The following is a 14,483-nucleotide window of genomic DNA, read 5'->3' as shown; positions in this document are numbered from 1 at the left end:
GACCTGGGTCTGGATCGCCGCGGACTTTGAAGATACAATTTCTTCAAAACGTTCCATTAGCGGAGGTTTCAACCCATGACGGTCATCCTGGCACCGGTACCACCCGACAGTGATCTCAAACCCGTTCATGGGTCAACCACCAACGGCGTGATCCAGATTCTCAGGATGCGCCGCGATCCGTTTGCCTTTGCTCGGGCGCAGCAGGCCGAGTTCGGCAACATCTCCTTCATCAACGCGTTCGGGCAGCAGATGGTCACCTGCCGCGGTCCGGTGGCGGCCGACCAGATCCTGATGAACAAGCAGAAGGCGTTTGCCAACGGGCCTGCGTGGAGCTTCTTCATCGGACCGTTCTTCAACCGCGGTGTGATGCTGCTCGACTTCGAAGAGCACCGGCACCACCGACTGATCTTGCAGCAGGCCTTCACCCCGCCGGTTCTCAAGGGCTACATGCAGGCCATGCAGCCGATGATCGCCGAGCGCATCAAACAGTTCCCCGTCGGTCAGGTGAAGCTGTTCAGTGAGTTCAAGGCGCTGACACTCGATGTTGCCCTCGAGGTGTTCATGGGGCTCGAACTCCCGCAGGACGAAGCCGACCGGATCAACAAGGCGTTCATCGAGACGGTGCGCGCCGGTGTGGCGATCGTTCGCCGGCCGGTTCCGGGCGGTCGCTGGTGGAAGGGTCTGCGCTCGCGCAAGATCCTCGAAGAATTCTTCATGAGTCATATCGCAGCCAAACGTGCGACCGAGACCCCTGACCTGTTCTCGGTGCTGTGCCATGCGGAAAGCGAAGAGGGACACCGGTTCACCGACGAGGACGTCGTCAACCACATGATCTTCGTGCTGATGGCCGCGCACGACACCTCCACCATGACCATGACCCAGATGGCCTATCACATGGCGAAGTCGCCGCAGTGGCAGGAACGGGCCCGCGCGCAATCACTCGAACTCGGACCGGAACTGGCATACGACGATCTGGCGAAGTTGACCGACATCGATCTGATCATGAAAGAGTCGCTGCGGATGTGTGCACCGGTTCCGGGCCAGCCGCGGGTTGCGGTGAAGGACACCGAGGTCTTGGGGCACTTCATCCCCAAGGGTGCGATGGTCTCGATCCCCGGACTGACCAACCACTACGACCCCGAATACTGGAAGGATCCATACACCTTCGATCCCGAGCGGTTCACTTCGGAACGGGCAGAGGACAAGTCGCATCGGATGGCATGGCATCCATTTGGCGGCGGCGTGCACAAGTGCATCGGGCTGTACTTCGGTCAGCTGGAGATCAAGACGATCATGCATCACCTGCTGCGCGGCTTCGAATGGTCCGTCCCGGATGATTACACGATGCCGATGGATTACAGTGCGCTACCCGTCCCGAAAGACAAGTTTCCCGTCACGATGCGGCGAGTGTGATGGCGCAGCGCACTTCGGGCACGGCGGGCCGTGTGGCCGGTGGCCGGAAGGTACGCAATACCGAGTCGCCAAAGGAGCAGGAGGACGCGATCCTGACGGCGGCCCGAAAAGAGTTCGAAGAGAACGGGATCCGAAAGACCGGCGTCGACGATGTCGCGAAGCGGGCCGGCGTGAGTCGTAGCACCCTGTATCGGCGTTTCCCCAACAAGGAGGCACTCCTGTTGGGTGTGGCCGAGTACGTCTACCTCGACGGTATGCGCATGCTCGAAGCCGCAACCGTGGGCCACGGCGCTGCGGACGCGGTGGTCGAAGCCTTTGTTGCCGGGGCGCAGATGGTCAATGACGACCCGCTGATCCGGCGGATGATGCTCGATGAACGTGATGCGCTGCAGGGGATCACCAAGTCGGTGACCGGTCTGTTCATCGAGATCGTCACCGGCCGCATCATGCAGACGCTACGTGGCGCCGGAGCACAGATGCCGGACGATGATCTGCATGCGGTGACCGAAATCCTTGTGCGTCTGGTCATCTCATTCCTCGATACGCCGCCGCTCGATGAAGGGCGGCAGTCCCCGGAGTCGGTGCGCGAGTTCGCGCGCCGCTACCTCGCACCCATGGTCAGGTAACCGCTCGATGTCAAAACTGCAGAAGATCCGGACCGAGTTGCTCGCCGTCCGGGAGTTGTCTCGTGCCGGCGCACTGCCGAGTCTGAAATTGTTGCCGAAGATCGGCAAACTGCGTCGTGCGGGCGGGGAGGCCGCAAGCCCGTCGATCTATGGGTTGATGTACGGCGATCGGGTGGCGATCATCGATCCCCGCGGACCGTTGACCTACGCCGAACTCGCGCGCACCTGCAACGGGGTGATCAACGGCCTGCGGGCGGTGTTGCCGACCGGCAAGCAGCCGACCGTGGGCGTGATGTGCCGCAACAGCAGGTTTGCGGTCATCGGCCTGCTCTCGGCCACCGGGCTCGGCGCTCGGGTCGTATTGCTGAACACCGACCTCGGTGCCAAGCAGATGGCCGAGGTGGTCGAACGTGAACGGGTGGACGTCATCCTGCACGACGCCGAGTTCACCCCGGTCTTGGCATTGATCGATCCGACTGTGCGTCGCTACCTCGCGTGGTCCGGTGAACCCGGCGATAACAGTGCGATCGACGCGCAGACAATCGATGAGCTCGTGGCGCGTTCATCCACCGGTTTGCCGCAGGCACCGGCATATTCGTCCTCGTTGGTCATTTTGACCAGCGGCAGCACCGGCGCGCCGAAAGGTGCGCCGCGCGAAGGCGGTCTGGCGATGTCGCTGCCCGCGGGATTCGTGTCGAAGATCGCGGTCCGGGGCACCGATCGCGTACTGATGTCGGCTCCGGCCTTCCATGGATGGGGCCTGCTGGCGACCATGGTCTGCCTGCTCACCGGTGCGACCGTGGTCATGGACCGGCGCTTTTTGGCTCCGAACTCCCTGGAGCTGCTGATCGAGCATCGTTGTACCGCGGCGATGATGGTGCCGACCATGTTGCGGCGGTTGATGGATCAGGGCGACGACGAGCTGTCCAGGGTCGATCGCTCCACGCTGCGGATGATCGCGTCGGGCGGAGCCAAACTCGATGAATCCCTGGTGCTTTCGGTGCAGAAACAGTTCGGGCATGTGCTGCACAACCTCTACGGCGCCACAGAGGCCTCATACATCACGATCGCGACCCCGGAAGATCTTGCGGTCGCCCCGACGAGCGCCGGGCGACCGCCACTCGGCGTCGAGGTTGCCATCATCTCCGGTGGAGTCCGGGTACCCGAGGGGCAGTCGGGCCAGATCTATGTCCGGTCGGGCAGTCAGATCAGCAAGTACACCAACGGATCGTCCAAGGAAACGCTCGACGGGATGCTCAACACCGGCGACACCGGACGGATCGATGCCGCCGGTCGACTGTTCGTCGAGGGACGCAGTGACGGGATGATCATCTCCGGCGGTGAGAACGTCTTTCCCGAAGAGGTCGAACTCGCACTCGGCCGTCATCGGGACATCATCGATGCCGCGGTGGTGGCAGTTGCCGACGCCGACTTCGGTCAGCGCTTGCGTGCTTTTGTCGTCCCGCGTGACGGGGTGACGATCGATGAGGCCGATGTGAAAACGTATGTCGGCATCGAGCTCTCGCGCTCACGTGTACCGCGGGACGTGTTCGTGGTGCCCGAGTTGCCCCGCGGAGCGCAGGGCAAGGTCACGAAGCTGACGCTAGATGCTCTTGTTGCCGCGCGAAGCGCCCCCGGTGTCGAGCGTTTCGCCGGTGAAGTTGAGCAGTGAGTGCTTTCGGCCGTAGATGAGGTAGTAGGTCACCACCACTGAAACCCACAGCAAGAAGAACATGTATGTGTACCAGTGCAATCCGTAGAGGATGTAGATACATGCGGCGATCGCCAGGATGGGTGTGAGGGGATAAAGCGGCACCTTGAACGGCCGATAGAGATCTGGTTCGCGTCGGCGGAGGATGATCACACCGACGCTCACCACGGTGAAGGCTGTGAGGGTGCCGATCGAGACCATGTCGACCAAGTAGTGGAGCGGGACGAATCCGGCAAGTAACGCAACGATGATCGCGACGACCACGGTGTTGTTGACCGGCGTCATCGTACGAGGGTCGATCCTGGTGAAGAACTTCGGGAGCATCCCGTCCCGACCCATGGCGAACAGGATGCGGGTCTGTCCGTAGAGAGTCACCAGCGTGACCGAGAAGATCGAGATCACCGCGCCGAGCGAGAGCACCAGCGCCGGCCACGACTGTCCGGTGACGTCTTGGAGGATGACGGCGAGACCCGCCTCCTGACCCTCGAATTTCGACGCCTGTTGAGCGCCGACCGCCGCCAACGCCACCAGTACGTAGACCAGGACAACGACGACCAGTGCGGCCATCAACGCCCGCGGCATCGTGCGTTGTGGATCTTTGACCTCTTCACCGGCAGTGGAAACCGCGTCCAGGCCGATGAAGGAGAAGAAGATGACGCCGGCCGCAGCGGTGACGCCGTTGGCGCCATCGGCGAAGAACGGGGTCAGGTTGTCGCTGCTGAACGCGCTGAAGGCGATCGCGCAAAACATTGCCAGCACAGCGAGTTTGATGGCAACCATCACGGCGTTTGCCTTGGCCGACTCACTCGCACCGCGGATGAGCAACAGCGCGCAGAGCCCGACGAGGACGACGGCAGGCAGATTGACCCAGCCTGCCTTGTCGTCCCATGGCGCGGCCGACAGCGCCTGCGGTATGGCCGGGATGTGCAGATGGGCGAGTAACTCGTTGAGGTACTGACTCCAGCCCACCGCAACCGCCGCCGTCGACACCCCGTACTCCAGGAGCAGGCAGCCGGCCACCGCCATGGCGACGAGTTCACCGAGTGTGGCGTAGGCGTAGGAATACGTGGATCCGGAGACCGGTACCGACGACGCCATCTCGGCGTAGCAGATCGCGGCCAGGCCGGCCGCGATGCCTGCGACGATGAACGCGACCACCACCGACGGTCCGGCTTTGGGTACGGCTTCGCTCATCACGAAGAAGATGCCGGTGCCGATGGTCGCGCCGATACCGAAGCAGGCCAGTTGTGTGGTGCTGATGGTGCGTTCGAGACCGGTATCGGCCTCTGCCTCACCGCCCTTCGGAATGGGCTTGCGGCGCAATAGCGTTGCTGCGGTCAGTGCACCTGGCTGCGCCTGCTTCTTGTTCATGTCCATGTGTGCGCCCTCAGCCTGGGAAAATAATCGTCGGAACGGTCGCGGAGGCAATGATTTTCGCGGCCCGAGAGCCCAAGAACACTCGCTTGATCGGATCGCGGGGTGTGGTGCCGATGGCCAGCACCTCACCGCCGCGCCACTCGATCGCGTCGAATGCCGCGTCCCAGTCACTGCCGGTACTGATCGTGGTTGTTGTTGTCGGGTCGATGATGTTGGCGGTCACCAGCGCGTTCATCGCGTCGGCAATCTGTTCTCGCCAGGCGTCCATCACGCTGCGTTCGATCTCCAATCCGATCTCCGGTGGAAACATGTCGGCGGGCCGCACCCCAAAGGTGGCCACCCGCAACGGAACCGCCATCTGTTTGGCCAGGTCACGGGCCGCCACCACCACGTCGATGCCGTGTTCGTCACCCGAGTAGGCACAGGTGATGCCGGTGATCTGCGAGCAGGTGTACCCCTTGGGGGCCAGGGCCAAGGGGATCGAACTCGAGTGCATGAGTCGGCTTGTGGTCGCGCCCAAGGACATCCGGCCGCTCTCTGAACTGTGACTGGTGCCCAGTACGAGAATGTCTGCGTCGTGTTCGGCGAGAACCTTGTGCAACGACGTGGAGACGGACCGCTCACTGACCCGAAGGAACGTCGCCGGGGTCTGCGGGAAGCGCTGGTCGAGTTGGGCGCGGGCGGCGGATTCTGCGTCGTCGCCGTAGCGCCGGGCGTAGGCTCTGAACTCGGCGTCGACCCGGGCCATCGACGGAGTGGTCCAGGGCTTGGGGGTGGCGGTGACCACGACCACGTCGGTTGCCATGGCATCGGCAAGACCGGCGCCGAGTTCGATTGCCTCACCGCCGCCGCGTCCTGGTTGATACCCGACAACGATGCTCATGCAAGGCAATCTATCGCTCGCCGGCGCAGTTCGGCAGGCTGAGCACTCGTATTGCCTGCGGACGTGCGCTGCGCCACTACGATGAACCGATGCCCAATGTTCGCGCGTTGCTGACGGCTGCTCCTGCATCGGAACGTGCGCTGATCAAGGCCGATGCAGCGGCACAGGCAGAGTTGCGTGCCGCCGACGCCGCGTTGGCGGAGCTGGAAACCGACTTCGGTGAACGCCGGCATGAGACACGCCCGAGATGGCTGTTGGTTCTGGCGGCGTTGGTGGTGGTCGCGGCGGTGGCAGCGGTGGTGGGCGGAGTCCGCTACGCACAGTCCGACCGCGGCTACAGCGACGATGACTACATGCGTGCGGCGGCGGCTCGGGTTCAGGTGCTGCTCACGCCCGACGGCGGTGACGAGGGACGTCGATCGGCACAGATCCTGGCCGGGGCGACCGGTGAGTTCGAAGACGAGTTCGCGCAATCGGTCGACGCATATACGCAATTCGTCACGCAGATCGGTGCGGTGGCGACCGGCACCGTCGACGGCGTGGGTATGTCGACGAGGTCGGGGGACCGGGCGACTTTGATCGTGACGGCTGCGATCACGGTGCGTAGTGATCTGACCGATGCCGCGTCGACAGACCCGGCGCCGCGCCGATTCCGGGTGCAGGTGGAGATGGTGCCGGACGACGGTTCCCTGAAGATCTCGGCGCTGGAGTTCTTCGGATGAGTCTTCGTGGACCGATCACCGCTGCCGTCATCGCAGTGTTGGTGGTCGTGGCTTGCGCGGTGGGGCTCGGTGTCGCGTGGCAGGCGCATGCCGACGATCAGCGACTCGACAAGAATCGCGCCGAGGTCGCTCGAGCGGCGGGTCCATTGGTGGCCCAACTCTTTTCCGCTGACGCGGCAAATCCGGCGGGTCGTGAGCAGGCCCGGGCTGCGGTCACCGACGAGTTCGCGCAACAGTATGCCGACGTCCTGGATGTCGAACCCCCAGCCGGTGTGACGATCGTGTGGAAACCGGTGCACACCGGCATTTCCGGCGTCTCGGAGAACCATGCCGACGCGGTTGTCTCTGCGCTCGTCACCGAGGCCGTGCCCGGCACCGAGGCCACCGATGTCACCAAGGTGGTCGAGGTAGAACTCGAACGAATCGGTGATCAGTGGAAGATCGCCCGAGCGGACGAGGTGTTGTGAGCGAACAACCCACCACCGCTGCCTCACATCGGGTCGACAAGGCACGTGAGCGCGTGGCCGAGGCGGGCGCGGCCGCAAAGCAGGCCAGGGCCGCGGCGGCGCCGGCACTGCAGGCGCGCGCCGAACGTCGGCGCGGGCGTCTGATGCTGGTCACCGTCTGCTGCGCCGTCGTGGCCGTGGTGCTGCTGGCCATCACGGTGGTTCTCGTCATCGCACACCGCGGCGCCGAGGCTGATCGCGAACGCGACGCGACCGTCCTCGCCGACACCCGCACTGCGGTGACGACGATGCTCACCATCGACCCGGCACGGCCCGAGGAGTTCGTCGATCAGGCGATCGCGGTCACCTCCGGCGAGCAGCGCAACCGGTTGGAGGCGTCGCGTGAACAGCTGGTCGAGGTGATCGGCGGGCTTCGGGTGCCCAGCACCGGACAGGTGCTCTCCGCCGGGATCGTCGGCGAGGTCGGCGGTGGTAGCGCACAGGTGCTGGTGGTCGCCGAGGGAACCAACCCGGCGGTGCTGGGAGCCGACCCTTCGCAGAGCCGGGTGGCATTGCTGGTGACCATGAACGATTCCGGTGACCACTGGACCATCGATCGAACAGAGCTCCAATGAATCGGTTCTTGCGCGCGATGTCGGTGCGGCACCGGATCGTCGGTGGACTCCTGGCCGCTTCGTTGGCGATCCTGTCGGCGATCGCGATCGTCGGGTTCATCGGTCCCTCCGAGTCGGGGCGCGGTGACGATGGCGAGCGCCGAGCGGTGCAGTCGGCCACTGCCGACGCGGTCACCGCACTGATGACCTTTCGGCCCGACACCTTGACCGCCGCACAGGAGACCGTCGGTGCCCGTCTCACCGGACGTCTGCTGTTGCAGTTCCGGAGCCAGGGCCCCGGGGTGGTCCTACCGACCGCGGTCGAGTCCGGCGCGGAGATGACTGCGCAGGTTCTGGCGACGGGAGTCGAGGACATCGATGACAACAGCGCTCGGGTGCTGGTGTTCGTGAATCAGGACATCTCGTTACCTACGGCACAGCCGCAACAACAGGTGGTGGCTGTCACAAGGTGGGCGGACATGCGTAAGGTCAACGGCAATTGGCGCCTTGCCGGGCTGCAACCTGTTGGGCCGGGCTAGCGCGGGCGGATCAACTCCAAGTAGGGATGCGAGGTGTGGCGATGAGCGCCGCGATTGTGATTGTCGGAGCCGGACTCGGCGGCGCGCGGGTGGTCGACGACCTCCGCAGCGAAGGTTACGAGGGCGACCTCATCCTCATCGGCAAAGAGGACTACGCACCGTACGACCGCCCGCCGCTGTCCAAGGCCGTGTTGGTCGGGGAGCAAGATCGGGTCGACCTCAAGCCCGACGACTTCTACGTCGAGAACAAGATCGATCTGCGGACCGGAACCCTGGTCACCGCAATCGATCCGGCTGCACACACGATCACCGTGCAGCCCACCGGCGGTGGCGAGTCCGAGACGATCTCCTACAGCTCATTGGTCCTGTCGACCGGTCTGGATCCCCGCACCCTGCCTTTCGCCGACGGACTGTCCGGCGTCCACGTGCTGCGCACCGTCGACGATGCTCACTCGTTGCGTTCGGAGATCGACGGTGCCACCCGAGCGGTGGTCGTCGGGGCCGGATTCATCGGCTGTGAGGTCGCCGCGAGCCTCAAGACCCGCGGTCTCGACGTCACCGTGGTCGAACCGGCACCTGCACCGATGGCTGTGGCGCTTGGCGAGAAGGTCGGCAACATGGTCGGCCGCATCCTCACCGACCGTGGGGTCGAGGTCCGCACCGGCGTCGGCGTCGCCGATATCGTCGGCGAGGGCGGCAAGGTGACCGGCGTCGTACTGGCGGACGGGACGGTGGTGCCCGCCGACATCGTTGTCGTGGGCATCGGGTCGACACCGGTGGTCGGCTTCCTCGACGGTTCCGGCATCGAACTCGCAGACCGCACCGTCGGCGGCGGTATCGCCTGTGACTCCGAAGGCCGGACCAGCGCAGCCGACGTCTACGCACTGGGCGATGTCGCGAACTGGAAGGACGCGGCCGGGGTGCCGTCACGAGTCGAGCACTGGAACAATGTGGTCGAGCAGGCGAGCAAGGTCGCCAACGCGATCCTCGGTGTCGTGGTCGAGAACCCGCGCCCTGCCGTTGCGTACTTCTGGAGCGATCAGTTCGAGGTGAAGATCCAGGCGCTGGGTCATCCGTCCGGCCTGGACGATGTAAACGTGGTCCTCGAAGAGGACGGCAAGTTTGTGGTCTATTACAGCCGCAGCGGCGTCTTCACCGCGGTGGTCGGTGCTGGTAAGCCGGCAGCAGTGATGAAGATGCGCGCCAAACTGCTTGTCCCGACGCCGATTTCGGAACTCTTGGGCTGATGCCGCGGGGTGGCGCCGGGAGCCCACGACCCACCGCTGCTGCGGTGATGGCGGCGCTCGATGCACTGGGTGATCCCGATCGCGCCCGGAGTTCGGCATCGTTTTTCAAGACCGGTCCCGGCGAGTACGGCGAAGGTGATTTCTTTGTCGGGGTGACGGTCCCGGAGCAGCGACGGGTCGCCAAGGAGTTCCGCGGCCTCGACCGGGCGGGTGTCGCGGCGTTGCTCGACAGCGATGTCCACGAGCATCGCCTGACCGGATTGTTCTTGCTGCGCAGCGGATTCGAGAAGGCCGCGACCGTGGGGGACCGTCAGGCCTGGGTGGATTTCTACCTGCGGGCAGTGTTCGACGGCTGCGTCAACAACTGGGATCTGGTGGACAGCTCCGCCGAGTACATCCTGGGGGCCTGGATGCTGGATGGGGACCACGGGTTACTGCTCGAACTCGCCGACCACGAAGATCTCTGGGTGCGCCGGGTGGCGATCATCGCGACCGCGGCCTTCATCAAGAGCGGTGACCCGGTGCCGATTCTGGATGTGGCGCCGCGGGTTCTGGCCGACCGTCGCGACCTCATCCAGAAGGCGGTCGGCTGGATGCTCCGGGAGATGGGCAAGCGCATCGACCGGGCGTTGCTGCTGGCCTTCCTCGAAGCCCATGCCGCCCAGATGGGCCGTACCGCACTGAGTTACGCGACCGAGCACCTCGATCCCGAACAACGGGCCCACTACCGTGGGCTCAGGTGACCGCGTTCAGAACTCGACCTTGAGGACCGGTGATGTCGGCCGTGCCTGGCATCCGAGGATGTAGCCGTCGGCGACGTCTTCCTCGTCGAGCGCTCCGATGTGTTCCATGTCGACGGTTCCCTCGGTGAGTGTGCAGGCACACGAACCACATTCGCCCTCGCGGCACGAATAGGGCACGTCGAGGCCGGCGCCGAGCATGATGTCGACCAGCGTTTGGCTTTTGGGCCAGGACAATTGGTGGATTTCACCGTCGAGCTCGACCTCGACCGATGCGGCGTCGGCGAGCTGCTCTTCGGTGAGCTCGGCAGGTTCGGTGTCTTCGAACGGGTCGCCCGACAGCGACGTGAACACCTCGGCGTGCACCTGATGGTGCGACATCTCCACCTCGGCGAGGGCTTTGTGCACGGCGTCCATGAACGGTCCGGGACCGCACATGTAGGCGTGATACGCCTTGAACGGGCGGAGCAGTGTGGCGAGCTTGTCGGACGACGGAAGCCCCTGGACCGATTCGAGCCAGTGGACAACGGTGAGTCGCTGCGGGTATCGGTTTTGCAGGTCTTTCAGCTCGCCTGAGAAGATCACGTCGTTCTCGCTGCGGTTCGCGTAGACCAGGACCAGGCGGCCGCTGCCTTTGAGTAGTGCGGATTTGAGGATCGACATCACCGGGGTGATGCCGCTGCCCGCTCCGAGCAGGAGGATCGGCGCGTCGAGATCGGCCGGTGTGAAAACTCCGGAAGGCGGCAGGACCTCGATCTGGTCACCGGCGCCGACGTGGTCGCAGATCCAGTTCGATCCATAGCCGTCGACGGTGCGCTTGACGGTGACCTTGGGCTTCTCGTCACCCAACGGCGACGATGCCAGGGAATAGCAGCGGGCCACCGATCCGGTTTGGTCGCTGGGGATCCGGAGCGTCAGGAACTGGCCGGGTTTGTAGTCGAACCGGCCGGCGGCATCGTCCGGGATGTCGAAGACCAGCGACTTTGCGTCGCTCGTCTCGTCGATCACCTCGGCCACGGTCAGCACAACACTGCGCGTGCTGTGTGGGGTGACGGTCACCGGCGTACCTCCTCGATGCAATGAACACTCAGATGCGACAAAACGAGAACACGTTCTAGTTTAGATTACCAGCAGCTGTGGTCGACCCCAACTCGCTGTTGAGGCCGTTGCTCAGCAGGCGGGTGCCTCGCGTGAGCAGTTCGTCGAGGTCGGAATCCGGGTCGTCGAGCCACTGCTGATATGCGGCAAGGGCGGTGGCCAGCAACGTCCACGCGACGGTCTGCGGTAGATGGTCGCCCGGCTCGGTACCGGTGCGCGTGGCCACGAACTCGGCGACCACCTCGCGCCAGCCGGTGTACATCAGCATCGAATGTGCTTGCAGTGCAGGTACACCCAGCAGCAGGCGCATCCGTTTACGATGGTGCTCGCGGTAGTGCGGCGGCACCCGGTTGAAGGCCAGTAGGGCGCTGCGCAGGGCCTCGGAGACAGGCATGTCGGCCGGGACATCGGCCAGCAGGCGACGCATGCCGTGGAGATGCTCGTCGAAATCACCCCACGCGATGGCGTTCTTCGACGGGTAGTACCGGAACAGCGTGCGGCGGGCGATGCCGGCCGCTGCGGCGACGTCGTCGACGCTGGTCTCGTCGAATCCGGCCTCGGTGAACAGGTCGATGGCCGCGTCGGTGATCTTCGACTTGGTGGTGGTGGGCCGACGTCCGATGGGGGTGGTCATGGCAACCGTGATGCGTTGATCAACTCATCATCTCCGTTCGCCTGACCTGCAAATTGTGTGGAAGATCCATGGTAGATCGTCATCGATCGATGAAGTCGATCACCGCCGAGGTGAAGGCGTCGTTGCTGTCACCGGCCGCGGTGTGCCCGGCGCTGAGCAGTTCGGTCACCTCGAGATTCGGGATGAGTTCGCGGAACGCATCAACCGACTCCTGGCTCACGACGTCCGAGAGACGGCCGCGGATCAACTGGATCGGGATCGTGAGCCCCAGCGCCTGTTCCTCGAACATGTCGCTGGGCAGCACGGCCGGACCGCCGGTGACGCTGAGGAACGCCGGGTCCCAGTGCCAATACCACCGGCCGTCCTCGCGGCGGCGCAGGTTTCGCTTGAGGCCCTCGGTTGCTCCGGTGGACGGGCGGTGCGGCAGGTACTCGGAAATGGCTGCCGCGGCTTGTTCGAGATCGTCGAATCCGTCACCGCCTGATGCCATGAAATCCCGGATCCGCGTGGTGCCACGCTCTTCCGGCCGGGGCACCACGTCGACGAGAATGAGGCGGTCGACCGTGTTCGGCGGCGCCATCGCGGCCACCCCGATCCCGGTCAGGCCGCCGAGGCTGGCACCGACGATGGTGACCGGCAGTGTTCGGCCCGTCACGGCGGAAAGCTGTTCGAGCACCCCGAGTCCGTCGGCCTGCAGGGCGGCCGGGCTGTAGTCGCCGTCGGGGGCCCAATCACTTTCGCCATGCCCGCGGGTATCGAGAGAGATCACCTCATGGCCGTGGGCAGCCAGCAATGCGCCGGTGTTCTTCCAGGAGAACCGCGTCTGGCCACCACCGTGCATGAGGAGAACGATCCGTGGTGACGACGTGCCGATCGCGCCGTCGGCTGCCCGGTCCGGCGATGCGGGGGACCAGTGGTCGGCCACGAGTCGAATGCCGCCTGACCCGGTGAACTCGACTTGCCTGGGCTGCGGTGGTGTTGTTGTCGGCACGGATACAACTCCTCTCGGGGGGATCACTTCGACTGTGTCACCTCGGGTAGCCCCATGGTCGGCAGGGTAGGTGTCCCGGGTTCACGCTCGGGCGGTCGCCCGACCGGGGGCGATTTGATTCTCGCCGAATCGCCCGTGACCAGCATCTTCAACGTCTACCATGGCAGCCGATGCCGAGGTCACACATCCGAAGACATCGGTACCCGGGTGAGGGGCGGAAATCAATGCGCAGGATCGTCTTCGAGACCGAACATGAACAATTGCGGGATACCACAAAGCAATTCATCGAGCGTGAGATCGCACCCCATGCGGCGCAATGGGAATCCGATCGGCTGGTCGATCGATCCGTGTACGTGGCCGCGGGCAAATACGGGCTCATCGGGTTCAATCTCCCGCAGGAGTACGGGGGCGGCGGGGTCGACGACTTCCGGTTCAATGCCGTGATCGTCGAAGAACTCGCGAAATTCGGGTCCGCATGTCCAGCGCTGAGCCTGCAAAACGACATCGTCGGCCCGTATATGGCGAACCTGACCACCACGGAGCAGAAAGAGCGCTGGGTACCGGGATTCGCTTCGGGTGAACTGATCGGCGCCATCGCCATGAGTGAACCCGGCGCGGGCAGTGATCTGGCGGGTATCAAGACCTCCGCGGTTCTCGATGGCGACCACTGGATTCTCAACGGTGCCAAGACATTCATCTCCGCAGGTATCAATTCGGACCTGGTCATCGTGGTCGCGCGCACCGATCCCGAAGCCGGGCACAAGGGATTCTCGTTGCTGGTTGTCGAGCGAGGGATGCCCGGATTCGAACGTGGCCGCAAGCTCGACAAGATGGGCCAGCATGCCCAGGACACCGCCGAGTTGAACTTCACCGACGTGGCGGTGCCGGTGACCAACGTGCTGGGGGAGGTCGGCAAGGGCTTCTATCACCTCATGCACAACCTTCCATCTGAACGGTTGTCCATTGCGATCGCGGCGGTCGCCGGCGCCCGGAAGACCTTTGCGCAGACCCTGCAGTACGCCAAGGACCGCAAGGCTTTCGGTCAATCCATCGGGTCCTTTCAACACAACCGGTTCCAGCTCGCGGAGATGGCCACCGAACTCGACATCGCCGAGCAATATGTCGATCGCTGCCTGCGGGCGGTGGTCGACGGTGAACTGACGGCCGTGGATGCGGCCAAGGCGAAGTGGTGGGCGACCGAGCTCGCCAAGCGCGTCGTCGACAGTTGCGTGCAGCTACACGGCGGGTACGGGTACATGAACGAGTACCCGGTTGCCAAGGCCTACGTCGATGCCAGGATCCAGACGATTTTCGGTGGCACCACCGAGATCATGAAGGATCTCATCGGGCGGGATCTCGGAGTGTAGGCGCAGAGCCCCCGGACCTGGGCTGATGGTCGTTTTTCAAAGATTTAACAGAAAGAGCGGGCAGAAACCCTGGTG

The 14,483-nt window shown here is 64.2% G+C and carries 15 protein-coding genes; 10 read left to right on the top strand and 5 right to left on the bottom strand.

What is annotated here, in order from left to right; genetic code table 11:
- Positions 1 to 75: 75 nt before the first annotated feature.
- The 3 genes from AC1TQG_RS03085 to AC1TQG_RS03075 are packed head-to-tail and all read left to right on the top strand — an operon-like array spanning position 76 to position 3,711.
- On the top strand, positions 76 to 1,413 hold the full coding sequence (locus tag AC1TQG_RS03085; protein ID WP_482135467.1) for a cytochrome P450: 1,338 nt from the start codon (positions 76 to 78) through the stop codon (positions 1,411 to 1,413).
- Positions 1,413 to 2,039: a TetR/AcrR family transcriptional regulator gene (locus tag AC1TQG_RS03080; protein ID WP_482135466.1), complete on the top strand. Its 627-nt coding sequence runs from the start codon at positions 1,413 to 1,415 to the stop codon at positions 2,037 to 2,039. The genes AC1TQG_RS03085 and AC1TQG_RS03080 overlap by 1 nt, the downstream gene beginning before the upstream one ends.
- A gap of 7 nt (positions 2,040 to 2,046) precedes the next feature.
- Positions 2,047 to 3,711 (top strand): AMP-binding protein, encoded by a 1,665-nt coding sequence (locus AC1TQG_RS03075; RefSeq protein ID WP_482135465.1) that lies wholly within the window; start codon positions 2,047 to 2,049, stop codon positions 3,709 to 3,711.
- Here the strand turns inward: AC1TQG_RS03075 and AC1TQG_RS03070 are convergent.
- Together AC1TQG_RS03070 and AC1TQG_RS03065 are read right to left on the bottom strand one after the other, a co-directional pair.
- Positions 3,643 to 5,121 (bottom strand): amino acid permease, encoded by a 1,479-nt coding sequence (locus AC1TQG_RS03070; RefSeq protein ID WP_482137243.1) that lies wholly within the window; start codon positions 5,119 to 5,121, stop codon positions 3,643 to 3,645. The genes AC1TQG_RS03075 and AC1TQG_RS03070 overlap by 69 nt on opposite strands.
- Before the next feature lie 16 nt (positions 5,122 to 5,137).
- The gene (locus AC1TQG_RS03065) at positions 5,138 to 6,010 is read right to left on the bottom strand and encodes a universal stress protein (RefSeq protein ID WP_482135464.1); all 873 of its coding nucleotides are present in this window, start codon (positions 6,008 to 6,010) and stop codon (positions 5,138 to 5,140) included.
- Positions 6,011 to 6,099: 89 nt separating this feature from the next.
- Between AC1TQG_RS03065 and AC1TQG_RS03060 the strand changes: the two genes are divergently transcribed.
- From AC1TQG_RS03060 to AC1TQG_RS03035, 6 genes are read left to right on the top strand one after another with little or no spacing between them, the layout of a single operon-like run.
- Positions 6,100 to 6,732, top strand: a complete 633-nt coding sequence (locus tag AC1TQG_RS03060; RefSeq protein ID WP_482135463.1) for a hypothetical protein — start codon at positions 6,100 to 6,102, stop codon at positions 6,730 to 6,732.
- Positions 6,729 to 7,199, top strand: a complete 471-nt coding sequence (locus tag AC1TQG_RS03055; protein ID WP_482135462.1) for a hypothetical protein — start codon at positions 6,729 to 6,731, stop codon at positions 7,197 to 7,199. The genes AC1TQG_RS03060 and AC1TQG_RS03055 overlap by 4 nt, the downstream gene beginning before the upstream one ends.
- A complete protein-coding gene (locus AC1TQG_RS03050; protein ID WP_482135461.1) occupies positions 7,196 to 7,813 on the top strand; it encodes a hypothetical protein in 618 nt (205 codons plus the stop codon). The genes AC1TQG_RS03055 and AC1TQG_RS03050 overlap by 4 nt, the downstream gene beginning before the upstream one ends.
- A complete protein-coding gene (locus AC1TQG_RS03045) occupies positions 7,810 to 8,331 on the top strand; it encodes a hypothetical protein (RefSeq protein WP_482135460.1) in 522 nt (173 codons plus the stop codon). The genes AC1TQG_RS03050 and AC1TQG_RS03045 overlap by 4 nt, the downstream gene beginning before the upstream one ends.
- A gap of 41 nt (positions 8,332 to 8,372) precedes the next feature.
- Complete coding sequence (locus AC1TQG_RS03040; protein WP_482135459.1) at positions 8,373 to 9,578, top strand: NAD(P)/FAD-dependent oxidoreductase; 1,206 nt, start codon at positions 8,373 to 8,375, stop codon at positions 9,576 to 9,578.
- 47 nt (positions 9,579 to 9,625) lie between these two features.
- A complete protein-coding gene (locus tag AC1TQG_RS03035; RefSeq protein WP_482137242.1) occupies positions 9,626 to 10,321 on the top strand; it encodes a DNA alkylation repair protein in 696 nt (231 codons plus the stop codon).
- A 6-nt stretch (positions 10,322 to 10,327) separates the two neighbouring features.
- Here the strand turns inward: AC1TQG_RS03035 and AC1TQG_RS03030 are convergent, their stop codons facing one another.
- The 3 genes from AC1TQG_RS03030 to AC1TQG_RS03020 form a co-directional block, all read right to left on the bottom strand.
- On the bottom strand, positions 10,328 to 11,377 hold the full coding sequence (locus AC1TQG_RS03030; RefSeq protein ID WP_482135458.1) for a 2Fe-2S iron-sulfur cluster-binding protein: 1,050 nt from the start codon (positions 11,375 to 11,377) through the stop codon (positions 10,328 to 10,330).
- 55 nt (positions 11,378 to 11,432) lie between these two features.
- A complete protein-coding gene (gene mftR / locus AC1TQG_RS03025) occupies positions 11,433 to 12,050 on the bottom strand; it encodes a mycofactocin system transcriptional regulator (protein WP_482135457.1) in 618 nt (205 codons plus the stop codon).
- A 79-nt stretch (positions 12,051 to 12,129) separates the two neighbouring features.
- Positions 12,130 to 13,041, bottom strand: a complete 912-nt coding sequence (locus tag AC1TQG_RS03020) for an alpha/beta fold hydrolase (protein WP_482135456.1) — start codon at positions 13,039 to 13,041, stop codon at positions 12,130 to 12,132.
- A gap of 224 nt (positions 13,042 to 13,265) precedes the next feature.
- On the opposite strand from AC1TQG_RS03020, the gene AC1TQG_RS03015 reads away from it, so the two are divergent.
- Complete coding sequence (locus AC1TQG_RS03015; protein WP_482135455.1) at positions 13,266 to 14,408, top strand: acyl-CoA dehydrogenase family protein; 1,143 nt, start codon at positions 13,266 to 13,268, stop codon at positions 14,406 to 14,408.
- Positions 14,409 to 14,483 lie beyond the last annotated feature (75 nt).

It is taken from the genome of Williamsia sp. Y844, assembly GCF_056786475.1.
This window is presented reverse-complemented; position numbering and strand designations above follow the sequence as displayed.

What these genes read in the sequence shown, in the direction of transcription:
- mftR (WP_482135457.1), bottom strand. Translation starts at nt 12,050, where the DNA reads ATGACCACCCCCATCGGACGTCGGCCCACCACCACCAAGTCGAAGATC.
- AC1TQG_RS03040 (WP_482135459.1), top strand. Translation starts at nt 8,373, where the DNA reads ATGAGCGCCGCGATTGTGATTGTCGGAGCCGGACTCGGCGGCGCGCGG.
- AC1TQG_RS03060 (WP_482135463.1), top strand. Translation starts at nt 6,100, where the DNA reads ATGCCCAATGTTCGCGCGTTGCTGACGGCTGCTCCTGCATCGGAACGT.
- AC1TQG_RS03065 (WP_482135464.1), bottom strand. Translation starts at nt 6,010, where the DNA reads ATGAGCATCGTTGTCGGGTATCAACCAGGACGCGGCGGCGGTGAGGCA.
- AC1TQG_RS03085 (WP_482135467.1), top strand. Translation starts at nt 76, where the DNA reads ATGACGGTCATCCTGGCACCGGTACCACCCGACAGTGATCTCAAACCC.
- AC1TQG_RS03080 (WP_482135466.1), top strand. Translation starts at nt 1,413, where the DNA reads ATGGCGCAGCGCACTTCGGGCACGGCGGGCCGTGTGGCCGGTGGCCGG.
- AC1TQG_RS03055 (WP_482135462.1), top strand. Translation starts at nt 6,729, where the DNA reads ATGAGTCTTCGTGGACCGATCACCGCTGCCGTCATCGCAGTGTTGGTG.
- AC1TQG_RS03035 (WP_482137242.1), top strand. Translation starts at nt 9,626, where the DNA reads ATGGCGGCGCTCGATGCACTGGGTGATCCCGATCGCGCCCGGAGTTCG.
- AC1TQG_RS03015 (WP_482135455.1), top strand. Translation starts at nt 13,266, where the DNA reads ATGCGCAGGATCGTCTTCGAGACCGAACATGAACAATTGCGGGATACC.
- AC1TQG_RS03045 (WP_482135460.1), top strand. Translation starts at nt 7,810, where the DNA reads ATGAATCGGTTCTTGCGCGCGATGTCGGTGCGGCACCGGATCGTCGGT.
- AC1TQG_RS03075 (WP_482135465.1), top strand. Translation starts at nt 2,047, where the DNA reads ATGTCAAAACTGCAGAAGATCCGGACCGAGTTGCTCGCCGTCCGGGAG.
- AC1TQG_RS03070 (WP_482137243.1), bottom strand. Translation starts at nt 5,121, where the DNA reads ATGAACAAGAAGCAGGCGCAGCCAGGTGCACTGACCGCAGCAACGCTA.